This is a genomic window from Dyella thiooxydans, from assembly GCF_001641285.1.
Lineage (GTDB): Bacteria > Pseudomonadota > Gammaproteobacteria > Xanthomonadales > Rhodanobacteraceae > Dyella_A > Dyella_A thiooxydans.
This window is the reverse complement of the sequence record NZ_CP014841.1, coordinates 969,468-991,505: the sequence shown is the minus strand read 5'-3', so window position 1 is coordinate 991,505 and position 22,038 is coordinate 969,468. Positions and strand designations below refer to the sequence as shown.

The window sequence follows — 22,038 nt, the reverse complement described above, 5'->3', positions numbered from 1 at the left end:
CCACGGCCAGGAGGCTGCCCGTGTCCACCCCATCCCCCAACATCCTCTCCGACGACGAACTGGTCCTGCTCGACCGCTACTGGCGAGCCTCGCTCTATCTCTGCGCCGGCATGCTCTACCTGCGCGAGAACCCGCTGCTGCACGAGCCGCTGCGGCTGGAGCACATCAAGCACCGGCTGCTCGGCCACTGGGGTTCGGACCCGGGCCAGACCCTGGTGTGGACGCACATGAACCGGCTGATCCGCGCGCGCGACCTCGACGCGATCTTCGTCTCCGGCCCCGGCCATGGCGCGCCCTCGGTGCTGGCCCACGCATGGCTGGAAGGACGCTACGGCGAGCTGTATGCGGACAAGGGGCCAGGCCTGGACGGGCTGCGCCGGTTCTTCAAGGAGTTCTCCTTCCCCGGTGGCGTGGGCAGTCACTGCACGCCTGAGACGCCGGGATCGCTGCACGAGGGCGGCGAACTCGGCTACAGCCTGTCGCACGCCTACGGCGCGGCGTTCGATCATCCCGACCTGCTGGTGGTGTGCATGGTCGGCGACGGCGAGGCGGAAACCGGCCCGCTGGCCACCGCTTGGCATTCGAACAAGTTCCTCGATCCGGCGCGCGACGGCGCGGTGCTGCCGGTGCTGCACCTCAACGGCTACAAGATCGCCAACCCCACGGTGCTGGCGCGCATTCCCCACGACCAGCTCGCCGACCTGATGCGCGGTTACGGCTATGAGCCGTTCTTCGTCGAAGGTGACGAGCCGCAGCGCGTGCACCGCCTGCTCGCTACCACGCTGGAAACCGCACTGGACCGGATTGCCGACATCCAGCGCCGTGCGCGCACCGGCAGCTTCGAGGGCCTGCCGACGTGGCCGATGATCGTGCTGCGCACGCCCAAGGGCTGGACCGGCCCGAAGGAGGTGGACGGCCATCGCGTGGAGGGCACCTGGCGCGCCCACCAGATCCCGCTGGATCCGCACAAGGACACCGCCCACCTGCGCCAGCTCGAACAGTGGCTGCGCAGCTACCGCCCCGAGACGCTGTTCACCGCGGACGGCCAGCTGGTGCCCGAACTGGCGGCACTGGCCCCGTCCGGACATCGCCGCATGAGCGCCAACCCGGTGGCCAACGGCGGCCTGCTGCGGCGGGCGCTGCTGCGACCGGACATCCGCGAATACGCGGTGGCGGTCACCGAACCGGGCACCGCCACCGAGGAAAACACCCGACCGACCGGCCGCCTGCTGCGCGACGTGATGCGCGCCAACCCCGACCGCTTCCGCTTCTTCTGCCCCGACGAGACCGCCTCGAACCGGCTCGACGACATCTACCAGGCCAGCGGCAAGGCGTGGATGGCCGAGACGCTGCCGGAGGATGCCGACGGCACCCACCTGGAACGCGGCGGCCGGGTGATGGAGATCCTCTCCGAACACACGCTGGAAGGCTGGCTGGAGGGCTACCTGCTGTCCGGCCGGCACGGCCTGCTCGCTTCGTACGAGGCCTTCATCCACGTCATCGACTCGATGTTCAACCAGCACGCGAAGTGGCTGGAGAAGGCGCTGGACGTGCCGTGGCGGGCGAGCGTGTCCTCGCTCAACATCCTGGTCACCTCCACCGTGTGGCGGCAGGACCACAACGGCTTCTCGCACCAGGACCCCGGTTTTCTCGACGTGGTCACCAACAAGAGCCCGCGGGTCACCCGCATCTACCTGCCGCCGGACGCGAACTGCCTGCTCTCGGTCGTCGACCACTGCCTGGACAGCACCGACAAGATCAACGTGATCGTGGCCGACAAGCAGCGCCACCTGCAGTACCTGACCATCGAGGAGGCCGCCGACCACTGCACCAAGGGCATCGGCATCTGGGACTGGGCAAGCAGCGACGACGGCGCCGAGCCGGACCTGGTGATGGCCTGCGCCGGCGACGTGCCGACGATGGAGGCACTGGCCGCCACCGCCCTGCTGCGCGAGCACTTCCCGGCGTTGAAGGTGCGCTTCGTCAACGTGGTGGACCTGTTCCGGCTGCAGCCGGAGAGCGAGCACGTGCACGGGCTCTCCGATGCCGAGTTCGACAGCCTGTTCACCCGCGACAAGCCGGTGATCTTCAACTTCCACGGCTATCCGTGGCTGATCCACAAGTTGCTCTACCGCCGCCACAACAGCCGCAACGTGCACGTCCGCGGCTACAAGGAACAGGGCAACATCAACACCCCGATGGATCTGGCCATCCGCAACCAGATCGACCGCTTCGACCTGGTGATCGACGCCATCGACCGCGTGCCCGGGTTGCTGGTCGCCGGTGCGCACGTGCGCGACCGGATGAAGGACGCCATCCTCGCCTGCCAGCGCTTCGCCTGCAGCGAGGGCTACGACCAGCCCGAATATGCGGACTGGCGCTGGCCAGGGCGCACCGGCGCGGCGTGACTTGCGGCCCTCTTGAACACCGCTCCGAACGGGCGCATGTCGCAGGAACCGACATGCACAGGGAAGCGCCATCGTGGAATCTTTCGTTCATCCGTTCGCCGAAGGGCTTTCGCTCCTCGCCCATCTGCTGGGCGGCAGCTACGGTCTGGCTGTCGTCGCTATCGCCGTGGCCGTCCGTCTCGTGTTGCTGCCGCTGACGTTGCGGCTGGCCGAACAGGGCTGGCACCGCCAGCAGCGGATGCGGGCGCTGCAGCCGCTGCTCGACGCCCTGCGCGAGCGGCACGCCAAGGATCCGCTGGCCTACGCCCGGGCCGCCCAGGCATTGCAGAAGCAGCACGGCATCACCAGCGGGCTCGGTGGCGGGCTGCTGGTCTCCGCGGTGCAGGCACCGCTGGGCATCGGCATCTACGCCGCCATCCGCCAGAGCGTCGCCGCGGCCGGTTCGTTCCTGTGGATCCCGCGACTGGCACGACCGGACTTCCTGCTCGCCCTGGCCGTCGCCGCACTCACGTACGCCGCGATCACGCTGAATCCGGCCATGCCGGCACAGATGAAGACCGCGCTGCAGATGCTGCCGGTGCTGGTCTCGTTCCTGATGGTCTGGCACCTGGCCGCCGGCCTCGGCCTGTACTGGGCCGGCTCGAGCAGCGTCAACGTGCTGCAGGCGGCTCTGCTGCGGCGGCGTGTTGGGACCAGGGGCATCGACGCCCTGTAGGAACGCACCCTGTGCGCGAATCGATCTCGCCTCGCCGCCACACCGGTCGCCCACAGGGTGGGCTCCTACACGATCCGGACACCCTGTAGGAGCGCACCCTGTGCGCGACCCGATTTCGCCTCGCTGCCACATCGATCGCCCACAGAGCCTGCCCCGGACTTGATCCGGGGGTGGGTTCCTACAAAGGGGAAATGCGGGGAATCAGGCCTCCGGACGCATGTAGGGGAACAGCAGCACGTCGCGGATCGACGAGGCGTCGGTGAGCAGCATCACCAGCCGGTCGATGCCGATGCCGAGGCCGCCGGTGGGCGGCAGGCCCACTTCCAGCGCGCGGATGTAGTCGGCATCGAAATGCATCGCCTCGTCGTCGCCGGCGTCCTTGGCGTCGACCTGGGCCTGGAACCGCGCGGCCTGGTCTTCCGGATCGTTGAGCTCGGAGAAGCCGTTCGCGATTTCCTTGCCGTTGACGAACAGCTCGAAGCGGTCGGTGATGCCCTGGTCGCTGTCGTTCTCGCGCGCCAGCGGCGAGACCTCGACCGGGTGCTGGGTGATGAAGGTCGGCTGGATCAGCGTGTGCTCCACCGTCTTCTCGAAGATCTCCAGCAGCAGCTTGCCCCAGCCGTAGCCGTCCTTGACCTGCACGCCCAGGCGCTTTGCGTGGGCCGCCATCGCGGCACGATCGCGCAGCTCCTCGCGCCTGATCTCCGGGTTGTGCTCCAGCACCGCGTCTTCCATGGTCCAGCGGCGGAACGCCGGGCCGACGTCGATGGTGGCGCCATCCCAATGCAGTTCGGTGGTGCCGATCACCTGCTTCGCGGTGTCGCGGATCAGGTTCTCGGTGAGGTCCATGATCTCGTTGTAGGTGGCGTAGGCCTGGTACAGCTCGAGCATGGTGAACTCGGGATTGTGCCGGGTCGACACGCCCTCGTTGCGGAAGTTGCGGTTGATCTCGTAGACGCGGTCGAAGCCGCCGACCACCAGGCGCTTGAGGTACAGCTCCGGCGCCACGCGCAGGTAGAGGTCCATGTCCAGTGCGTTGTGGTGGGTGATGAACGGACGCGCGGTGGCACCGCCGGGGATGACGTGCATCATCGGCGTCTCCACTTCCATGAAGCGGCGCGGTGCGGCCTCCAGCCACTGGCGGATATAGCCAATGATGCGTGAGCGCTGCTGGAAGGTGCGGCGCGCCTCCTCGGTGACGATCAGGTCGACGTAGCGCTGGCGGTAGCGCTGCTCCACGTCGGCCATGCCGTGATGCTTGTCCGGCAGCGGACGCAGGCTCTTGGTCAGCAGGCGCAGCTGCTCGACCTTCACCGACAGCTCGCCGGTCTTGGTGCGCATCACCACGCCTTCGGCGCCGACGATATCGCCCATGTCCCAGCCCTTGAAGGCCTCGTAGACGTCGCCGACGGTGCCGGCATGGATGAACAGCTGGATACGGCCGGTCATGTCCTGCATCTGCACGAAGCTGACCTTGCCCTGCACGCGCTTGAGCACGATGCGGCCGGCCACCTTCACGCGCTTCGCTGCGGCATCGATGGCCTCGGCGGTCCAACGCTCGGCATCGGCGAACTCGTTCTTGAGGTCACCGGCGAAACTATCGACCACGAAGTCGTTTGGAAACGCGATGCCCTGCCCGCGCAGCGCCTTGAGTTTCTCGCGGCGCTCGGCGATCAGCTTGTTCTCGTCGACGGGCGGGTTCTCGGGGGTTTCGCTCATTGCAGATTCCGTGGCGGGTGGCTTGCCTGCGCTGGCAGGCGCCGGTCAGTTTTGGATCGTGGAGGGGCGGCTGACTCAGCCGCCCTTGTGGAACACTTCCTTGAAGCCTTTCTTGGTGGCATCCCAGCCCTCACGCGCGCCCTTGGCGATACCGTGGCCGGCGTCGCGGGCACCGTGGCCGACCTTGACCGCCACGTCGCGGGTGGCATGGCCGACGTCGCGGGCACCGTCGGCGATGTCATGGCCGGCCGCCTTGGTGTCGCGCTTGATGTCCTGCCCGGCCGACTGCGCCTGGGCGCTGGCCATGCCGGCGCACGCAAGCAGGGCGGCGACGGACAACGAAAGGAACGTTCCACGCTTCATGGATGTCTCCTCGCAAGTTCGAACGGATGGAGCCGGTTTCCGGATCAGGCGTCGACGCGCTTGGCGCCGACCTCCAGGCCCGCCTTCAGGCTGGCCTCGACGAATTCGTCCAGGTCGCCGTCGAGCACTTTCTGGGTGTCTGAGCGCTCGATGCCGGTGCGCAGGTCCTTGATGCGGCTCTGGTCGAGCACGTAGTTGCGGATCTGGCTGCCCCAGCCGATGTCGGACTTGGTCGCTTCCACCGCGTCCTTCTCGGCGTTGCGCTTCTGCACTTCCAGCTCGTACAGCTTCGCCGCCAGCATCTTCATCGCGGTGTCGCGGTTGGCGTGCTGGCTGCGACCGGTCTGGCAGGCCACGACGATGCCCGAGGGTACGTGGGTGATGCGCACCGCGGACTCGGTCTTGTTCACGTGCTGGCCACCGGCACCGGACGAGCGGTACACGTCGGTCTTCAGGTCGGCCGGGTTGATGTTGATCTCGATGTTGTCGTCGACTTCCGGCGACACGAACACCGAAGTGAAGCTGGTGTGGCGACGGTTGTCCGAATCGAACGGGCTCTTGCGCACCAGCCGGTGCACGCCGGTTTCGGTCTTCAGCCAGCCGTAGGCGTAGTCGCCCTCGACGCGGAAGGTGGCGGACTTGATGCCGGCCACTTCGCCGCCGGAAGCTTCCATCAGCTCGGTCTTCCAGCCGCGCGACTCGCACCAGCGCAAATACATGCGCAGCAGCATCTCGGCCCAGTCCTGCGCCTCGGTGCCGCCGGCACCGGCCTGGATGTCGACGAAGGCGTTGGCCGAATCCATCTTGCCGGCGAACATGCGCTGGAACTCCAGCTTGTTCACCTCGATGTCGAGCAGGGCGACATCACCCTGCACCGCGGCCACGGTGTCGTCGTCGCCATCGGCGGCGGCCATCTCCAGCAGTTCGCGGGCATCGGTGAGGCCGGCGGTGAGCCGGTCGATGCCGTTGACGACAGTGTCCAGCCGGGCGCGTTCACGGCCCAGTTCCTGCGCGCGGGTCGGATCGTCCCAGACGTTGGGGCTTTCCAGTTCGCGGGTTACTTCTTCCAGGCGTTCGCGCTTGGTGGGGTAGTCAAAGATACCCCCTAAGCGACTCGATGCGGCCGGTCAGGTCCGCGATCTGCGCAAGGATCGGATTGGTCTCGATCATGGATGGTTGGCAACAGGGAAAATGGCCGGTCATGGTAGCAGAGCCGGCCCCGGGCTTGGACCGCTCCGCCTGGTTGCTCCCGGTTGCGGAGCTCGATCGACGGGCCGTCCGCGGGGTGGCTGCCCGGGGACGGGCGACTGGCCAAACAGCCATTCAGCTCAGCGCATCGGCATGCACCCCGCGCACCGCCCGGCCGGACGGATCGGCCATCGCCGCAAAGGCCGGGTCCCAGGCCAGCGCCGCCGGTGACGAGCAGGCGATCGATTTGCCGCCCGGCACCGTCGCTGCGCAGGCCTCGCCCGGATAGAACTGCTCGAAGATGCTGCGATAGAAATACGCCTCCTTGGTCGCCGGCGTGTTGAACGGAAAGCGCGAGGCGGCCGCGGCGAACTCGCGGTCGCTGACTTCCTGTTCGGCATGCGCCTTGAGGCCGTCGATCCAGCCGTAGCCGACGCCGTCGGAGAATTGCTCCTTCTGCCGCCACAGGATCTCCTTCGGCAACGCACCGTCGAAGGCGGCGCGCAGCACGTGCTTCTCGATCTTGCGGCCGCCGGCGTCACTCTGGTCGACCATCTTGTGGGCGGCATCCATGCCCATCGCCACGTCGATGAACTCCAGGTCCAGGAACGGCACGCGCGCCTCCACGCCCCAGGCCATCATCGCCTTGTTGGCGCGCAGGCAGTCGTAGCTGTGCAAGGCGTCGAGCTTGCGCACGGTCTCCTCGTGGAAGGCCTCGGCCGACGGCGCCTTGTGGAAATACAGGTAACCGCCGAACAGCTCGTCCGAGCCCTCGCCGGAAAGCACCATCTTCACGCCCATCGCCTTGATCCGGCGGGCCAGCAGGTACATCGGCGTGGCGGCGCGGATGGTGGTGACGTCGTAGGTCTCCAGATGGCGGATCACCTCGGGCACCGCGTCCAGGCCTTCCCAGAAGGTGTAGACGAAGCCATGGTGCACCGTGCCGAGCGCGTCGGCGGCGACCTGGGCGGCAGCGAGATCGGGCGAGCCTTCCAGGCCGATCGCGAACGAATGCAGCCGCGGCCACCAGGCTTCGGAGCGGTCGTCGTCCTCGATGCGCTCGCGGGCGAAACGGGCGGCACAGGCGGCGACCAGCGAGGAATCCAGGCCGCCGGAGAGCAGCACGCCGTAGGGCACGTCGGTCATCAGCTGGCGGTGCACCGCCTGCTCGAAGGCCTCTCGCAGACCCTCCGGCCCCTGTCCCCTGGTCGCCTCGTAGTCGCGCCAGCCCTTGACGTAGTAGCGGGTGAGCTCGCCGCTGGCGCTGTCGTAGACATGGCCCGGCGGGAACGCGGCCACGTCGTTGCACACGCCGACCAGCGCCTTCATCTCCGAGGCCACGCACAGGCGCCCTTCCCCATCGTGGCCCCAGTACAGCGGGCACACGCCGATCGGATCGCGGGCGATCACGTAGCGCTGGCTGGGGCCGTCCCACAGCGCGAAGGCGAAGATGCCGTTGAGCTTGCCCACGCCTTCGGCCACGAAGGCGTCGCCGCCGAGGTCGCGATACAGCGCGTTGATCACCTCGCAGTCCGAGCCGGTGGTGAAGTCGTAGTCGCTGGCCGCGCGCAGCTCGCGGTGGTTGTAGATCTCGCCGTTCACGGCCAGCGCCAGCGCGCCGTCGCGCGAACGCAGCGGCTGCGCGCCGCTGGCCGGATCGACGATGGCCAGGCGCTCGTGCACCAGGATCACCCCGGCGTCGACATACACACCGCTCCAGTCCGGGCCGCGATGGCGCTGGCGCTGCGACAGTTCCAGCGCCTGCCGGCGCAACGCAGCGAGATCGTCACCCGGCTGCAGGTCGAACATCCCGAAGATCGAACACATGGCCAAACCCCTCTTTCGAAAGTTGATGGATCGGCCGGAAACCGCCCCTGCGTTTCCGGCATACCGGCCATCCATGGCCATAAAACGAAAAAGGCCCGCACTGGGCGGGCCTTTTTCGCGTATGTGGAGCTGAAACCTGTGTCTACGCGATGGCCCGCCCGGTGAGGCGATTATTATTGCCATTGCGGTTGTTCAGGCCGTTCGCGACGCACGCAGCCGCACGATGCAGGGCATCGGCGAGACGGACGGCGGCGGTGAACGACTGGGTCATGGCCCGACTAGATCACGACTTTTGATGCGGTGCAAGAACTATTTCTGGACGGCCATACCGCTCAGGGCGCCAGCAGCCAGTCCCGCGCCTGCGCGTACTCGGCATTGGCGAACAGGCGGAACTCGGCCGGAATCGCGAAGCGCATCGCCCGCGCCGCCACCCGCAGCCAGCCCACGTCGGTGACCAGGGCGACCTTTTCCCAGCCGCTGAAATGACGCATGCCGAGCTTGGCATCGTCCCAGGCGGCCTTGGCGTCGAAGCCGGTGAAGTCCTCGCCGCAGTGGTACATCAGGCGCAGCTTGGGGTTCATCGCGAAGGCGGCTTCGACGTCCGGCACCAGCACGTTTTCGTAGTCGGCGGCGGTAACCTGGCCGCGGGCGCGGAAACCCAGCACGCCGGCGGGAAGATCGGTGATCTGCTCGATCATGGATGACACTCCTTGCGGGACGATGCCGCCATCGCACTCCGAACCGCCGCTCCGTGCAAGCAGTGCGGCGTGAAAACGCCTCAGACCGCTTCGATATGCCGCAGCAGCAACTGCAGGCTCTCGCGCCCCTGCCAGTCGTTCACCGCCAGTTCGTAGGCCGCGCGCAGCACCGGTGGTGGCGCTGCGCCGGTGTAGGCGTTGAACATCACTGCTTCGTAGACCTGTCCGTCGCGCGGATCACGCAGCTGCAGTTTCAGATGCTTCTCGGCCATCACTCGCCAGGAACGGCACTCGAACACGTTGTCGAACACCGGCTCGGGGAAGGCCTGCCCCCACGGCGCGGCGTGCCGCAACAACCGGGCCAGATCCAGGTCCAGTTGCCCGGGCCCGAGTTCGCCATCGCTATCCAGCACGGCCTGCAGCGGGCGATCGCCCAGCCACTCGCGGGCCACCGCGTCGAACGCTCCGGCGAAACGGTCGAAATCCTCGGCGCGCAGGCTCAGGCCGGCCGCCATGGCATGCCCGCCGAAGCGCTCGACCAGCCCCGGCTGACGCGCATCGATGGCAGCCAGCGCGTCGCGAATATGGAAGCCGGCAATCGAGCGCGCCGAGCCGCGCAGCACTTCGGTCTCGTCCTCGCTGGCCGGCGCGAAGGCGATCACCGGTCGGTGCAGGCGCTCCTTCAGCTTGGACGCCACCAGCCCGACCACACCCGCATGCCAGCTCGGCTCGAACAGGGCCACGCCCACCGCATCGGTGGCGTGGGCCGCGCCGACCATCTGCTCCGCCTCGGCCACCATCGAGGCCTGCAGGTCGCGGCGCTCGCGATTGATCCGGTCCAGTTCGGCGGCCAGATGCATGGCGCGCGACGGGTCGTCGGTGAGCAGGCACTCCACACCCAGGCTCATGTCTTCCAGTCGACCGGCTGCATTCAGCCTAGGGCCGACCACGTAGCCGAGATCGCTGGCGCAGACTGTCGCCACGCTGCGCTTGCCGGCCTCGATCAGCGCCGCGATGCCGGCACAGGCACGACCGGCGCGGATGCGCTTGAGCCCGGCCTCGACCAGCACGCGGTTGTTGAAGTCCAGCGGCACCAGGTCGGCCACGGTACCGAGCGCAATCAGATCCAGCAGGACCGACAGATCCGGCTCCGCACCGTCGCCGAACGCGCCCTGCCCGCGCAGCGCCGCACGCGTCGCCAGCAGCAGGTAGAACATCACGCCGACGCCGGCCAGCGCCTTGCTGGGAAAGCCATCGCCGGGCAGGTTCGGATTGACCATCGCGTCGGCGTCCGGCAGGCGCTCGCCCGGCAGGTGGTGGTCGGTCACCAGCACGCGGATGCCTCGCGCCTTCGCCGCCGCCACGCCGTCGACGCTGGCCACGCCGTTGTCCACGGTGATCACCAGTTGCGGCGTCGGCTGCAGCGATGCGACCAGCGCCGCGCTGAGGCCGTAACCGTGCACGAAGCGGTTGGGGATCGCGTAGCGCACATCGGTGGCGCCCAGCAGGCGCAGGCCGCGCAGCGCGACGGCGGTGCCGGTGGCGCCGTCGCAGTCGTAGTCGCCGGCCACGACGATCGACCATTGCCCGCGGATCGCCTCGATCAGCAACGCGACGGCCTGGTCCATGCCACCGAGTGCCTGCGGCGAAGCCATCCGCGCCAGCCGATGCTCGGCTTCATCCGGCGACAGCACGCCGCGCGCGGCATAGACCGCCTGCAGTACCGGATGCACCTGTGCCGACCAGCCTTGTGGCGCGCCCTTCATCACGCGACGACGCAACTGCATGCTCACCGCCGCCAGAACCGCCAGCGGTGCAACGGCTTGTGCAGCCAGCGCTCGCCGCTGGCGAAATCCAGTTGCACGGTGCGCTGCGCCAACAACGCCTCGATCACCGGCCACCACGCCTGCTCCAGCTCGGCGACCGGCAGATCCTGCAGATCGACCAGGGCGCCCTCGGCAGCGGCGCCGACCGAACCCGTCGAGCGGGGTACGGCCGGGATACCCGCCCGTGCGGCCAGCGCCAGCAGCAGCGGATCGTCGCCGACCACCCGCGTCGGCCCAGCCACCACATGATTGGGCAGCGATCCACCCCCCCACAGCCAGAGGTTGTTCACCGGCGGCAGCCCCCTGGCCCGGCGCTCGGCATTGAGCGGATGCTGGTGCAGCAGCACCTGCAGCTCATTGATCAGGATCCGCCAGCGTCGTCCCTCGGCGCCCTGCGGAAGGTGCTGGTACAGATCCTCGCCCAGCGCCTGCTCGGGCGCGGCGAAGTCCGGCACGGGCGTGCCCTCCACCAGCCGTACCTGCCAGCGGTCGGGCGCGGTGACCTCCAGCTGCATGCCGGCATCACCGAACACCGGGCGCAGCGGCGCAGCCAGCGCCTCGGCCTCGTCCTGCGACAGACCGAGCTGGCCGCAGGCGAGCAGGCGTGCGCCGTTCATCTCGGCCTGCACCCAGGCGGGATCGGCGCAGAGCCACGGCGTGTCACCGGCGTCACCGGCGAGGTGCTGTCGCAGCAAGGCGGCGGCCGGCAGCGCGCGGGCATGCGTCTGGAAGTAGCGCCCCAGCCCATCCATGTAGCCACGCTGGCCATCGGGCTGGCGGTTGCCCTGGCGCAGGGCGCGATGCAGTGGATGGTCCGGCGCGAAGCGCGCCAGCGCGGGCAGCCAGAGGGCGACCGGAGCGAGCTGGCTCATGCCACCGGCCTCAGGCTTCCAGCTGTTCGTAGATTTCCAGCCATTCCGCCTCCAGCGACTCCTTCTCCTTGCGCAGGTCGGCCTGCTGCTGGCCGAGTTTCATCAACTCGGCGGTGGAGCCGCTGTAGATGGCCGGGTCGGCCAGCTTCGCCTCCAGCTTGCCCAGTTCGGCATCGATGGTCGCCACGCGGGTCTCGATCTTCTTCACCCGCGAGCGCGAGGTTTTTTCCTGGTCGCGCTGGGCGGCGGCCTTGCGGCGGCGCTCCTCCGGCGACTCGACCGGTGCGGCCGGCTTGGTCTCGCTCTTTTCCGCCTTCTTTGCCTGGCTGCCGCGCGAGCGCAGCCAGCGCGCGTAGTCGTCCAGGTCGCCGTCGAACGGTTCGACCCGGGTGTCCGCCACGCGCCAGAAGCTGTCGCAGACCATGCCGAGCAGGTGGCGGTCGTGCGAGACCAGCACCAGCGCACCGTCGAAATCGGCCAGTGCGTCGGCCAGCGCCTCGCGCATCTCCAGGTCGAGGTGGTTGGTCGGCTCGTCGAGCAGCAGCAGGTTCGGCTTGTCCCAGGCGATCAGCGCCAGCGCCAGGCGCGCCCGCTCGCCACCGGAGAAACCGTCGACCGACTCGAATGCGCGGTCGCCAGCGAAATTCCATGTGCCGAGGAAGTCGCGCAACACCTGGTTGCCCACGCCCGGCGCGCGGTCCTGCAGGTGATCCAGCGGGCTGGAACCGGCGCGCAGGCTCTCGACCGTGTGCTGGGCGAAGTAGCCGATCTTCAGGTCCTTGTGCACCTTGCGCTCGCCGGCCAGCGGCTCCAGCTCGCCGACCAGGGTCTTGACCAGGGTGGACTTGCCCGCGCCGTTCGGGCCGAGCAGGCCGATGCGCTCGCCCGCCTCAATGCTGAAGCCGACGTCGGCGAGCACGGTGGAGTGACCCTCGCCCGATTCCAGCGGATAGCCCGCACGCACCTCGCCGAGCTGCAGCATCGCGTCGGGCACGCGATCGGGCTGGGGGAAGCTGAAACTGAAAGCCCGCTCGGCACGCACCGCCTCGGTACCGGCCAGCTTCTCCAGCCGCTTCATCCGCGACTGTGCCTGCTTGGCCTTGCTGGCCTTGGCCTTGAAGCGGTCGATGAAGGACTGCAGGTGCGCCCGCTCGGCCTGCTCGCGCTCGAAGCTGATCTGCTGCTGGCGCAGTTGCTCGGCGCGCAGCCGCTCGAACGCGCTGTAGTTGCCGGTGTAGAGCTTCGCCTGGCCCTGGTTGAGATGCAGGGTGTGGGTGATCACACCGTCGAGGAACTCGCGGTCGTGCGAGATGATCATCAGCGTGCCCTGGTAGCGGCGCAGCCACTCTTCCAGCCACAGCACGGCGTCGAGGTCGAGGTGGTTGGTCGGCTCGTCGAGCAGCAGCAGGTCGGACGGGCACATCAGCGCGCGGGCCAGGTTCAGGCGCCCGCGCCAGCCGCCGGAAAATTCCTTCACCGCGCGCTCGTGGGTCTCCGGGGCGAAGCCCAGACCGTGCATCAGGCGACCGGCGCGGGCACGGGCGTCGTAGCCGTGCAGTTCCTCGATGCGGTGATGCGCACGGGCCATCGCCTCGATGTCGCCGCGCTCCTGCGCGTTGGCCTCGTCGCGCAGCGCCGCGGCCAGTTCCTCGTCGCCGCCCATCACGTAGTCGATCGCCAGGTCCGCCAGCGCTGGCGTCTCCTGCGCCACCGAGGCCAGCCGCAGCTTGCCGGGCATGTCCAGCTCGCCGGCGTCGGATTCGAGCTGGCCCTGCAGTGCGGCGAACAGGCTGGACTTGCCGCAGCCGTTGCGGCCGATCACGCCCAGCCGCCAACCGCTCTGGATCACCAGGTCGATGTCGGAGAGCAGCAGCCGGCTGCCGCGGCGCAGGGCGAAGTGGCGGAAAGCGATCATGCGAGGGAAACCATACGGACCGGGCGCACGCCGCGCCCGCAGCCGCACATCATAGCGGCTGCGGAACGCCCAACCCATCGCAAACCCGGTCGTGTGCCGTGGCTAAGCGCCGGGGCTTCTGCTAAAACGGCGCAGCACGCATTCCGTGGAGAGGGGATCATGATCAACCGTCGTTTCAGCCTGGCACTGGCCTGCGCCCTGGCCGTCGGCGCTGTCGCGCTGCCGTCCGCGGCCAGCGCGGACAACCTGCTGATCAACCGCGTCAAGCAGGAAAAGGGCATGAACCTGCCCACCCGCGGCATGACCATGGCGCAGGTGGAAAAGAAGTACGGCGCACCGCAGCGCAAGCTCAGCCCGCGCGGCGGGGATACCGCGAAGCACCCGGTGATCAACCGCTGGGACTACGCGACGTTCATCGTGTACTTCGAGAAGAACCACGTGATCCACAGCGTGTTGAACACGCCGGCCGGCAACAACACCGATCCGTCGGCCGCGAAGTAATCGCCCCCAGCCCCGGCCGGCGGGCCGGGGCTGCCGCACCGGGACATCCGGTGCCTTACAATTCGCCGTTCCGTGTTTCCCCGACGAGCGAATGTCCCCGATGAACGACTCCACCCTGCGCCTGCCGGCGGAATGGGAACCGCAGGCCGCGGTGCTGATCGCCTGGCCGCACGCCGGCACCGACTGGGCCGACCGGCTGGCGTCCGTCGAGACCACCTATGCCGCCCTGTCCGCTGCGGTGACCCGCTTCGAGTCGCTGGTGATCGTGGTGCCCGACGCCACCGTGCGCGTCCACGCCGAACGCCTCATCCGGGAGGCGGGTGCCCGCCTCGAGCGCATCCGCTTCGTCGAACTGCCGTACGACGACACCTGGCTGCGCGACTCCGGCCCGATCACCCTGCGCGACGACGCCGGTCGCTTCCAGTTGACCGATTTTCGCTTCACCGGCTGGGGCGGCAAGTTCGGCGCCGAGCAGGACGACGCGCTGATCGCCGGCCTGGTCGACGCCGGCGTGTTCGGCCAGGCCGCGCACCGCCGCATCGACTGGGCACTGGAAGGCGGCGGCATCGAGAGCGATGGCTCCGGCACCGTGCTGACCACTTGGCGCTGCCTCAACCAGCGCCATCCGGAGCAGTCGCGCGAGGACATGAACGCCATCCTGCGCGACGGCCTGCACGCCTCGCGCATCCTCTGGCTCGACTACGGTTACCTGGAAGGCGACGATACCGACGCCCATATCGATACGCTGGCGCGCTTCGCGCCCGGCGACCGGATCGTGTACCAGGCTTGCGACGACGCCAGCGATCCCCATTTCGATGAACTGCAGCGGATGGGTAGCGAGCTGGCCGCGCTGCGCACGGCCGACGGTCGTCCGTACGCGCTGCACCCACTGCCGTGGGCCCGACCGATCATCGACGAAGGGCGGCGCCTGGCGGCGTCGTACGCGAACTACCTGATCGTCAATGGTGCAGTGCTGGTGCCCGCCTATGGTGACGCGGCCGATGACGAAGCGGCACGGATCATCGGTGAAGCCCACCCCGGCCGCGAGGTCGTGCAGGTACCCTGCCGCCCGCTGATCTGGCAGAACGGCAGCCTGCACTGCATCACCATGCAGTTGCCGGCCGGGCTCGTCGGCTGAGCCGACGACGTTCCACGACACAGGATTCCCGAGATGACCCGCAAGACCCTCAAGGTGGCCCTGCTGCAGGAAACCCATCGCGGCAGCCGCGACGCCAATCTCGACGCGATCGAGGCCGGCCTGCGCGAGGCCGCTGCGGCCGGCGCCGAGCTGGTGCTGCTGCAGGAGCTGCACAACGGCCCGTACTTCTGCCAGCGCGAGTCGGTGGACGAGTTCGACCTGGCCGAGACGATCCCCGGCCACAGCACCGCGCGCATCGGCAAGCTGGCCGAGGAGCTCAAGCTGGTGATCGTTGCCTCGCTGTTCGAGAAGCGTGCCACCGGGCTGTACCACAACACCGCGGTGGTGTTCGACCGCTCGGCGGCGATCGCCGGCAAGTACCGCAAGATGCACATCCCGGACGATCCGGCGTTCTACGAGAAGTTCTATTTCACGCCGGGCGACCTGGGCTTCGAGCCGATCGACACCTCGGTCGGCCGCCTCGGCGTGCTGGTGTGCTGGGACCAGTGGTATCCGGAAGCGGCGCGCCTGATGGCGCTGGCCGGCGCCGACCTGCTGCTCTACCCCACCGCGATCGGCTGGGACCCGAACGACGCGCAGGATGAGAAAGACCGCCAGCGCGAGGCGTGGGTCACCGTGCAGCGCGGCCACGCGGTGGCCAACGGCCTGCCGCTGCTGTCGTGCAACCGCACCGGCTACGAGGCGGACCCGTCGGGCGTGGGTGCGGGCATCCAGTTCTGGGGCACCAGCTTCGTCGCCGGGCCGCAGGGCGAATTCCTGGCCCGCGCCGGCACCGACGCGCGCGAGCTGCTGATCGTCGACGTCGACATGGCCCGCAGCGAGCACGTGCGGCGCATCTGGCCGTTCCTGCGCGACCGCCGCATCGACGCCTACGGCGACCTGCTCAGGCGATTCCGTGACTGAATCCTCGCCCCTCGGCTGAACCGTGCCGACGGTCGCGCTTGTCCGATACCGGCGCGGTCCCCATGCTTGGCATTCCCCCGATCCGGTTCCACCGCATGACCGCTGACGCTGCCGACCTGTCCTCCCTGCCCGCCGCGCTGGTCGACCAGCCGATCGAGCGCGTCGAGCGCGACGGCGTGGAATACGTGCTGCTCGGCACGGCCCACGTGTCGCGCGCCAGCGTGGACGCCGTCCAGGCGATGCTGGCGCATGAAACGTTCGATGCCGTGGCGGTCGAGCTGTGCGACAGCCGCGCGCACGGCATGCGCGATCCGGAGGCGTTCCGTCGCACTGACCTGTTCCAGGTGATCCGCCAGGGCAAGGCCGGCATGGTGGCGGCCAGCCTGGTGCTCTCCTCGTTCCAGCAGCGGCTGGCCGACCAGTACGGCATCCAGCCGGGTGCCGAGATGAAGGCGGCGATGGACGGTGCCGAAGCGCGGGGCACGCCGGTATGGCTGGTCGATCGCGACGTCGGCACGACGCTCAAGCGAGCCTGGCGCAGCGTCGGTTTCTGGCAGCGCTTCGGCCTGCTGGGCAGCCTGCTGGCCAGCGTGTTCGACCGCGAGGACATTGCCGAACACGAGATCGAAAAGCTCAAGCAGAGCGACCTGCTGGAGAGCGCCTTCAGCGAATTCGCCAGCCAGTCCGAGCCGCTCTACCGCAGCCTGATCGGCGAACGCGACAGTTTCATGGCGGCGCGTCTGCGCGAGGAGGCCGGACTCGCCGCGCCCCCGGTGCACAAGGTGCTCGTGGTGATCGGTGCAGGCCATCTCAAGGGCCTGGCCACGCAACTGCGCGAGGACCGAAGCGACCCGAGCGCCACCGCTGCCGCGCTGGCACAGACACCACCGAAAGCGCGCTGGCCGAAGTGGTTGGCGATCGGCCTGGTGCTCGCGGTGTTCGCGATGATCGCCTATGCCTTCCACCGCAACGCGGCGCTGGGTGCCGATGCGCTCTGGCACTGGGTGCTGTTCACCGGCGGCTTCGCCGCGCTCGGCGCGCTGGTGGCCGGGGGGCATCCGCTGAGCGTGGCCGCCGCCTTCGTGGCCGCACCGATCAAGCCGTTCCGTCCCGGCGTGCCGGCCGGCGGCATCAGCGCGATGGCCGAAGCATGGGTGCGCAAGCCGCGGGTGGGCGATTTCGAGACCCTGCGCGAGCAGGTCGGGCACTGGACCGGATGGTGGAAGAACCGCGTGGCCCGCACCTTGCTGAACTTTTTCCTGGTCAGCATCGGCACGCTGATCGGCGAATACAGCGCTGGCGTGCACATCTTCCGCAGCCTGTTCTGAGCCGCAAGAACCTGCCCCCACGCAGGGCTCCGGAGGCCACGCGCGCGTGCCGGCCGATTGTTGTCGCTGGTCTCGGGCAGCCTCTATACTTCGGTGACTTTGGTGTCACGTACTTGCCGGACTCTGGGGATCTAACGCAATGACTCGACTGCAACTGCTCGGCCTCGCCGCGGCCGCCGCCCTGTTCACCGTGGGTGCCGCACATGCCGAAGGCGACAAGGCTGCCGGGCGCAAGCTCGTCTACACCTGCAACGGCTGCCACGGCGTCGAGGGCTATACGAACGCCTACCCGGACTACCCGGTGCCGCGCATCGCCGGCCAGAACGAGCAGTACATCATCAATGCGCTGCACGGGTACAAGAGTGGCGACCGCACCCACCCGACGATGATGGCGCAGGCGCAGAGTCTGTCCGACAAGGACATCCAGGACATCGCCGCCTATCTCTCCAGCCTCGCCAAGTAAGCTGCCAAAGGATTCCGCATGACCCGTGCGCTCACCCTGATTTCGTTCGCCGCGCTGGCGTTCGCCTCCTCCTCCGTGATGGCGGCCGGCAATCCGCAGGCCGGCAAGGCCAAGGCCGCCACCTGCTTCGCCTGCCACGGCGCCGATGGCAATGCGGTCGATCCGCAGTACCCGCGTCTGGCCGGCCAGTACCAGGGCTACCTCGAGCAGGCCCTGCACGAATACAAGACCGGCGGCCGCAACAACCCGATCATGAAGGGCTTCGCCGCCACGCTGTCCGACCAGGACATCGAGGACATCACCGCGTACTTCTCCAGCCTGCCGACCAAGCTCAGCACGCTGAACGGGCACATCCAGGGCGACAAGTAAGATTCACGCGCCCCGGCAGCCTGCAAAGAGCCCGCTTCGGCGGGCTTTTTGCTGTCCGCGGGTCAGTCCATCGCCGAACTGCCGCGTCGCCCTTCGTAGTAAGGCTTGCTGCCTTTGGCATGGTCGGTGGCGTCGCGCACCGCGGTCACCTCCGGCACCCGCTCGCGCAGGGTCTTCTCCACCCCCTGCTTGAGGGTTACGTCGACCATGCCGCAACCATGGCAGCCGCCACCGAACTGCAGCACCACCACGCCCTCGGCATCGATCTCGCGCAGACTGACCCGTCCGCCGTGCGACGCCAGGCGCGGGTTGATCTCCGCCTCCAGCACGTACTGCACGCGTTCCACCAGGCCGGCATCCTTGCCCGGCGTCTGCCCCTTGATGCCCGGCGCACGGATGTTGAGCTGACCACCGGTGGGGTTCGGCTCGAAATCGATGCTGGCCTCGTTGAGCCAACGCACGCTGTCGCCCTCGAGGTAGAACTGAAAGCCCTCGCACTCGAGCGTCCACTCGCGGCCGGTCAGGTCTTGCCGCTCGCAGAATTCGAGCTCGCAATCGGCAGCAGGGGTGCCGGCGGCAGTCACCCGCAGCCGGATGCCCAGCTCTTCGTCGCCCTGTTGCGCGAGCAGCTTGCGGAAATGGGCCTGGGCCCGCTCGGAGATGTCGATCATGGGAGTACCGGTCGATTGAATGGGCGCACTGGAGCCACCCGGATAAAAACAGCACCATTTTAGTACTGTTTCGAAAGTGTGTCGCCCGCTTTGACATTTCGCCGCACAGCTCCGACCCTTCGCATCCCCGAACCCAGGCTCCGGAGAAAAGCATGCGCATCGACGATCTCGCCCAGCAACACTGCATCCCGCGCAGCGGCAGCGAGCATGCGCTGGATGCGGCCGCGGTCGCCGGACTGCTTGCCGGGATGCCCGGCTGGTCGCTGGTCAACGACGGCAAGGCGATCGTCAAGGACTTCCGCTTCGACGACTTCCATCGCACGCTCGGCTTCATCAATGCCGTCGGCTTCATGGCCAACAGGGAGGACCACCACCCCGACCTGGAAGCCGGCTACGGCCATTGTCAGGTTCTCTGGTCGACGCATGACGTCGGCGGCCTCTCGCTGAACGACTTCATCTGCGCCGCGAGGGTCGAAGCGCTGCTCGCACGCTGACCGTGCACCCGGGCCGATCACGCTACGCGCGTACCGCCGGCCTGCTGGCCAGTGTGATCGCTCTGCTGCTGGCGTTCGGCTTGCTCGCGGCCGAACTGACTGCGATTCATCTCGCCAACGACGCGGGGCGAGTGCTGCAGACGCTGCAGCGGGGCGAGCCCCGATGGCAATGGCGCCCCCGCGTACCCCGGGACCTCATCGCCGGTCGGATTTTCGGTGACGGCGATGCCCGCAGGACATCAGACGGACTGGAAATCATCAGCCGGGGGAAGGATCCCTTCGAGCTGGGACTTCCCATCGCCCAACGACTGGACCTGGCGCACTGGCCTGTTCTCGCCGTCGACTCTGAAGGCAGCGCCACTGCACGTGTTTCCATCGTATGGGGAGATGGCCATGGCACGGCATGCCTGACGCCGGCACAGGCTTGGCAGATCGGCGCCCCGCTCCGCATCGACCTGCGTCGGCAAACGGGCCGGGACCCGGCGGGTCGCCCTTGCCCTTTGCCGCTGAGTGCGTCCATGTTGCGGCTGCGCGTCGACGCGCCACCCGGGACATCCTGGATTCTCAGGCACGTTGCCCTGGAGGCAGCGGATCCGGCAACCGACGAGTGGACGCCACCCGCATTCCCCTCTCCCTCGCTGCCGTCGCCGACGGCGCAGCTGGCGGCCCTGACCGGGCAGACCGCCTCGCCGCTCATCTGGCTTCCGGTAAACGCATCGGCCGAGGAACTGCTGACCTGGCGCGACGAAGCCGTTCGCAGGCAGGCCGGCGCCATCGTCGTGCGCGCGGATCTCCCCCCACGCACACCGCGACCGGGCCTGCCCGGATGGCTGACCTGGCTGGCCTGCGGCACCTATGCCGCTGCGTTACTTCACCTGGCGTGGCGACCGCGGGGAGATCTGATCGCACTGGCGGCAGCGCTCGCCGGCCCGCTCTGGCTGCTCGCAGGGTTGCAATGGGGTGGGCGGGCCAGCTGGCCCGCCGCCGCGGCGTTCGCATCCGCGTTGGCGTTCGCCGCCTGGAGCACCCGCGATAAGGGGCTTCGCCAATGGTGCTGGCTGGGACGCTGGAAGTCGGCAATGTGGTGGGCACCCTTGTTGCTGGTTCCCGTGGCGGTCGCGGTCGGCCAGCTGTGGGGCCACCCGATGGAACCGGTCAAACCCGGGCGAGCGGTGATCTATCTTGGCTGGGCAGGAATGCAGCAATGGCTGCTGCTCGGCTTCGCCCTGCCGCGCCTGGAGCGGATCCTGCGATCCGGGCCATGGGCAGTCCTCGTCGTCGCCGCGTTGTTTGCCCTCATGCATACGCCGAACGGCATGCTGATGCAGCTGTGTCTGCTGTCCGAACTGTTCTGGGCGGCCTGCTTCCTGCGCAACCGCAGCCTGCTGCCGGTCGCCATTGCACATGCCGCCAGTGCCCTCATCGTTGGCGCCATGCTGGTCGGCCCAATGTTGCGTTCGCTGGAGGTTAGCGCGCGTTTTTTCTCTTAGATACAAGAGCATCCAAAAAAGACTTCAAGTCATCTGGAAGCGGCGCTGAAAAGCCGTATGACCGACCGTCGAGCTCGAAGCTCATGTGCGAAGCGTGCAGGAACAGCCGGTGCAGCCCCCGGCCGCGGAAGCGCTTGTTGGCGTCCTTGTCGCCGTATTTCGGGTCGCCAGCCAGTGGATGGCCGATGTGCGCGGCATGCACGCGGATCTGATGGGTGCGACCGGTGCCCAGTGTCGCCTGCATCAGCCGGGCGCCCGGATACTGCTCCATTTCCTGGAAAAAAGTGAGCGATGGCTTGCCGTTATCGGACACTCTTACCATACGTTCTCCGCCCTGCAGCACCGACTTGGCCAGCGGCGCATTGACGTTGAACTTCGCCTTGGACGGGTGCCCGACCATCAGGCAGAGATACTGCTTGACCACCTGGCCTTCGCGAATGGCCGCCTGCAGCCCGGTGAGACCCGCGCGGGTCTTGGCGAACACAAGCACGCCACTGGTATCCCGATCCAGCCGGTGGACCAGTTCCAGATGCTCGTTGGGCCGAGCCGCGCGCATCAGCTCGATCGCCCCGTGACTCACCCCGCTGCCGCCATGGCTGGCCATGCCCGACGGCTTGTCGATCACCAGGAAATGCTTGTCCTCGAAGATCACCGCGGCCGCGGCCTCGGCGACCTGAGCGGAGGCGGGCCCCTTCGTCTCATGTTTCTCTGCGACACGAACCGGGGGGATGCGCAGCAGGTCACCGGCGGCCAGCCGGGTGTCCGGCTTGGCGCGCTTGCCGTTCACCCGCACCTGGCCGGTACGAAGGATGCGATAGATGACACTCTTGGGGACGCCTTTCAGCAGCGTGGCCAAGGCGTTGTCGATCCGCTGGCCGTCCCGTTCCGGGCCGACCTCGACTTGACGCACCCCGTGAGGTACGTCAGGGGAAGTTACCGTCTGCATTGAAAAAAATCCGCTTCGATAGGATACTCGACCGGCGCTTCGCCCTGCCCGATCCAGTGATCGTGCGGGCCCCGTCCGTCACGTCGGCGAGGATTGCGCCGGCCGCCTTCCCCGGGGCGCCCGGTCGCTGCTCCCTTTCATCGTAACGGGTCGGATGGCGGTTTGTCCGGATCCTTCGAAGGA

At 68.1% G+C, this 22,038-nt stretch carries 21 protein-coding genes; 10 read left to right on the top strand and 11 right to left on the bottom strand.

All coding sequences use genetic code 11. The features are described from left to right. Positions 1–20: 20 nt before the first annotated feature. Positions 21–2,408: a phosphoketolase family protein gene (locus ATSB10_RS04595; RefSeq protein ID WP_157469053.1), complete on the top strand. Its 2,388-nt coding sequence runs from the start codon at positions 21–23 to the stop codon at positions 2,406–2,408. Between the two features lie 73 nt (positions 2,409–2,481). Beyond that, the gene (gene yidC, locus ATSB10_RS04590) at positions 2,482–3,123 is read left to right on the top strand and encodes a membrane protein insertase YidC (protein ID WP_063670854.1); all 642 of its coding nucleotides are present in this window, start codon (positions 2,482–2,484) and stop codon (positions 3,121–3,123) included. A 201-nt stretch (positions 3,124–3,324) separates the two neighbouring features. On the opposite strand, the gene lysS is transcribed toward yidC, so the two are convergent. The 9 genes from lysS to ATSB10_RS04550 all read right to left on the bottom strand — a co-directional run bounded on the left by lysS (position 3,325) and on the right by ATSB10_RS04550 (position 13,531). After that, positions 3,325–4,842, bottom strand: a complete 1,518-nt coding sequence (lysS, locus tag ATSB10_RS04585; RefSeq protein WP_063670852.1) for a lysine--tRNA ligase — start codon at positions 4,840–4,842, stop codon at positions 3,325–3,327. 75 nt (positions 4,843–4,917) lie between these two features. Continuing rightward, complete coding sequence (locus ATSB10_RS04580) at positions 4,918–5,205, bottom strand: hypothetical protein (protein ID WP_063670850.1); 288 nt, start codon at positions 5,203–5,205, stop codon at positions 4,918–4,920. A 44-nt stretch (positions 5,206–5,249) separates the two neighbouring features. After that, a protein-coding gene (prfB, locus tag ATSB10_RS04575; protein WP_157469049.1) for a peptide chain release factor 2 occupies positions 5,250–6,375 on the bottom strand; the annotation gives its coding sequence in 2 pieces (ribosomal slippage) (positions 5,250–6,299 and positions 6,301–6,375; 1,125 coding nt in all). Between the two features lie 153 nt (positions 6,376–6,528). After that, on the bottom strand, positions 6,529–8,220 hold the full coding sequence (gene asnB, locus ATSB10_RS04570) for an asparagine synthase B (protein WP_063670846.1): 1,692 nt from the start codon (positions 8,218–8,220) through the stop codon (positions 6,529–6,531). 142 nt (positions 8,221–8,362) lie between these two features. Continuing rightward, positions 8,363–8,491: a hypothetical protein gene (locus tag ATSB10_RS19795; protein WP_257726582.1), complete on the bottom strand. Its 129-nt coding sequence runs from the start codon at positions 8,489–8,491 to the stop codon at positions 8,363–8,365. Positions 8,492–8,552: 61 nt separating this feature from the next. After that, positions 8,553–8,918 carry a SpoIIAA family protein gene (locus ATSB10_RS04565; protein ID WP_063670844.1) on the bottom strand — a complete coding sequence of 122 codons (366 nt, stop codon included), beginning with the start codon at positions 8,916–8,918 and terminating at the stop codon, positions 8,553–8,555. 80 nt (positions 8,919–8,998) lie between these two features. Continuing rightward, a complete protein-coding gene (gene recJ, locus ATSB10_RS04560) occupies positions 8,999–10,705 on the bottom strand; it encodes a single-stranded-DNA-specific exonuclease RecJ (RefSeq protein ID WP_063670842.1) in 1,707 nt (568 codons plus the stop codon). Between the two features lie 2 nt (positions 10,706–10,707). Next, positions 10,708–11,616: a hypothetical protein gene (locus tag ATSB10_RS04555; protein WP_063670840.1), complete on the bottom strand. Its 909-nt coding sequence runs from the start codon at positions 11,614–11,616 to the stop codon at positions 10,708–10,710. A 10-nt stretch (positions 11,617–11,626) separates the two neighbouring features. Continuing rightward, complete coding sequence (locus ATSB10_RS04550) at positions 11,627–13,531, bottom strand: ABC-F family ATP-binding cassette domain-containing protein (protein WP_063670837.1); 1,905 nt, start codon at positions 13,529–13,531, stop codon at positions 11,627–11,629. A 159-nt stretch (positions 13,532–13,690) separates the two neighbouring features. Here ATSB10_RS04550 and ATSB10_RS04545 point away from each other — a divergent pair, with 159 nt between their 5' ends. From ATSB10_RS04545 to ATSB10_RS04520, 6 genes are all read left to right on the top strand, one after another. Next, positions 13,691–14,032 (top strand): hypothetical protein, encoded by a 342-nt coding sequence (locus ATSB10_RS04545; RefSeq protein WP_063670835.1) that lies wholly within the window; start codon positions 13,691–13,693, stop codon positions 14,030–14,032. A 100-nt stretch (positions 14,033–14,132) separates the two neighbouring features. Then, positions 14,133–15,170, top strand: coding sequence for an agmatine deiminase family protein (locus ATSB10_RS04540; protein ID WP_063670833.1), 1,038 nt, complete (start codon positions 14,133–14,135; stop codon positions 15,168–15,170). A 33-nt stretch (positions 15,171–15,203) separates the two neighbouring features. Further along, complete coding sequence (locus ATSB10_RS04535) at positions 15,204–16,094, top strand: carbon-nitrogen hydrolase (RefSeq protein ID WP_063670831.1); 891 nt, start codon at positions 15,204–15,206, stop codon at positions 16,092–16,094. A gap of 95 nt (positions 16,095–16,189) precedes the next feature. Further along, positions 16,190–17,422: a TraB/GumN family protein gene (locus tag ATSB10_RS04530; RefSeq protein ID WP_063670829.1), complete on the top strand. Its 1,233-nt coding sequence runs from the start codon at positions 16,190–16,192 to the stop codon at positions 17,420–17,422. Positions 17,423–17,561: 139 nt separating this feature from the next. Further along, positions 17,562–17,885 carry a c-type cytochrome gene (locus ATSB10_RS04525; protein WP_063670827.1) on the top strand — a complete coding sequence of 108 codons (324 nt, stop codon included), beginning with the start codon at positions 17,562–17,564 and terminating at the stop codon, positions 17,883–17,885. 18 nt (positions 17,886–17,903) lie between these two features. Further along, positions 17,904–18,254 (top strand): c-type cytochrome, encoded by a 351-nt coding sequence (locus tag ATSB10_RS04520; protein WP_063670825.1) that lies wholly within the window; start codon positions 17,904–17,906, stop codon positions 18,252–18,254. A 62-nt stretch (positions 18,255–18,316) separates the two neighbouring features. Here ATSB10_RS04520 and ATSB10_RS04515 read toward each other — a convergent pair whose 3' ends face one another. Beyond that, on the bottom strand, positions 18,317–18,925 hold the full coding sequence (locus ATSB10_RS04515) for an NfuA family Fe-S biogenesis protein (RefSeq protein WP_063670823.1): 609 nt from the start codon (positions 18,923–18,925) through the stop codon (positions 18,317–18,319). Between the two features lie 152 nt (positions 18,926–19,077). Here ATSB10_RS04515 and ATSB10_RS04510 point away from each other — a divergent pair, with 152 nt between their 5' ends. After that, complete coding sequence (locus ATSB10_RS04510; protein ID WP_063670821.1) at positions 19,078–19,419, top strand: 4a-hydroxytetrahydrobiopterin dehydratase; 342 nt, start codon at positions 19,078–19,080, stop codon at positions 19,417–19,419. Between the two features lie 53 nt (positions 19,420–19,472). Beyond that, a complete protein-coding gene (locus ATSB10_RS04505) occupies positions 19,473–20,909 on the top strand; it encodes a CPBP family intramembrane glutamic endopeptidase (protein ID WP_063670820.1) in 1,437 nt (478 codons plus the stop codon). Here the strand turns inward: ATSB10_RS04505 and ATSB10_RS04500 are convergent. Further along, the gene (locus ATSB10_RS04500; protein ID WP_083966070.1) at positions 20,887–21,855 is read right to left on the bottom strand and encodes an RluA family pseudouridine synthase; all 969 of its coding nucleotides are present in this window, start codon (positions 21,853–21,855) and stop codon (positions 20,887–20,889) included. The two genes, ATSB10_RS04505 and ATSB10_RS04500, sit on opposite strands and share 23 nt — an antisense overlap. Positions 21,856–22,038 lie beyond the last annotated feature (183 nt).

What these genes read in the sequence shown, in the direction of transcription:
- lysS (WP_063670852.1), bottom strand. Translation starts at nt 4,842, where the DNA reads ATGAGCGAAACCCCCGAGAACCCGCCCGTCGACGAGAACAAGCTGATC.
- ATSB10_RS04580 (WP_063670850.1), bottom strand. Translation starts at nt 5,205, where the DNA reads ATGAAGCGTGGAACGTTCCTTTCGTTGTCCGTCGCCGCCCTGCTTGCG.
- asnB (WP_063670846.1), bottom strand. Translation starts at nt 8,220, where the DNA reads ATGTGTTCGATCTTCGGGATGTTCGACCTGCAGCCGGGTGACGATCTC.
- ATSB10_RS19795 (WP_257726582.1), bottom strand. Translation starts at nt 8,491, where the DNA reads ATGACCCAGTCGTTCACCGCCGCCGTCCGTCTCGCCGATGCCCTGCAT.
- ATSB10_RS04565 (WP_063670844.1), bottom strand. Translation starts at nt 8,918, where the DNA reads ATGATCGAGCAGATCACCGATCTTCCCGCCGGCGTGCTGGGTTTCCGC.
- recJ (WP_063670842.1), bottom strand. Translation starts at nt 10,705, where the DNA reads ATGCAGTTGCGTCGTCGCGTGATGAAGGGCGCGCCACAAGGCTGGTCG.
- ATSB10_RS04555 (WP_063670840.1), bottom strand. Translation starts at nt 11,616, where the DNA reads ATGAGCCAGCTCGCTCCGGTCGCCCTCTGGCTGCCCGCGCTGGCGCGC.
- ATSB10_RS04550 (WP_063670837.1), bottom strand. Translation starts at nt 13,531, where the DNA reads ATGATCGCTTTCCGCCACTTCGCCCTGCGCCGCGGCAGCCGGCTGCTG.
- ATSB10_RS04545 (WP_063670835.1), top strand. Translation starts at nt 13,691, where the DNA reads ATGATCAACCGTCGTTTCAGCCTGGCACTGGCCTGCGCCCTGGCCGTC.
- ATSB10_RS04540 (WP_063670833.1), top strand. Translation starts at nt 14,133, where the DNA reads ATGAACGACTCCACCCTGCGCCTGCCGGCGGAATGGGAACCGCAGGCC.
- ATSB10_RS04535 (WP_063670831.1), top strand. Translation starts at nt 15,204, where the DNA reads ATGACCCGCAAGACCCTCAAGGTGGCCCTGCTGCAGGAAACCCATCGC.
- ATSB10_RS04530 (WP_063670829.1), top strand. Translation starts at nt 16,190, where the DNA reads ATGACCGCTGACGCTGCCGACCTGTCCTCCCTGCCCGCCGCGCTGGTC.
- ATSB10_RS04525 (WP_063670827.1), top strand. Translation starts at nt 17,562, where the DNA reads ATGACTCGACTGCAACTGCTCGGCCTCGCCGCGGCCGCCGCCCTGTTC.
- ATSB10_RS04520 (WP_063670825.1), top strand. Translation starts at nt 17,904, where the DNA reads ATGACCCGTGCGCTCACCCTGATTTCGTTCGCCGCGCTGGCGTTCGCC.
- ATSB10_RS04515 (WP_063670823.1), bottom strand. Translation starts at nt 18,925, where the DNA reads ATGATCGACATCTCCGAGCGGGCCCAGGCCCATTTCCGCAAGCTGCTC.
- ATSB10_RS04510 (WP_063670821.1), top strand. Translation starts at nt 19,078, where the DNA reads ATGCGCATCGACGATCTCGCCCAGCAACACTGCATCCCGCGCAGCGGC.
- ATSB10_RS04500 (WP_083966070.1), bottom strand. Translation starts at nt 21,855, where the DNA reads ATGCAGACGGTAACTTCCCCTGACGTACCTCACGGGGTGCGTCAAGTC.